The sequence below is a fragment of the Chryseobacterium sp. SIMBA_028 genome (assembly GCF_046535285.1).
Lineage (GTDB): Bacteria > Bacteroidota > Bacteroidia > Flavobacteriales > Weeksellaceae > Chryseobacterium.
The window spans coordinates 1-236 of the sequence record NZ_JAWRWZ010000823.1 but is presented as its reverse complement, the minus strand read 5'-3'; the positions used below and the strand labels follow the sequence as shown (position 1 = coordinate 236).

The following is a 236-nucleotide window of genomic DNA, read 5'->3' as shown; positions in this document are numbered from 1 at the left end:
CCATTAAAATCCGTTACCAAACATAAGAGACTCGATACTGATACCGAAAAGGTCATTACAGAGACTTTTCAATATGATCTGCAAAACAGATTGCTGGTGCATAAACATCAGGTAAATACTAATCCCAAAGAAATCCTGGCCCAGAATAAATACAATGAGCTTTCTCAGTTAGAATCTAAAAAAGTTGGAGGGACAAATATTACTACTCCACTTCAAAAAATTGATTATGCTTACAA

Annotated in this window: 1 protein-coding gene; it reads left to right on the top strand. The window is 34.3% G+C overall.

Annotated features, from left to right (window positions below):
- Positions 1 to 236: hypothetical protein (locus SCA31_RS25505; protein ID WP_410699716.1), on the top strand; the 236-nt coding region annotated here is incomplete at both ends.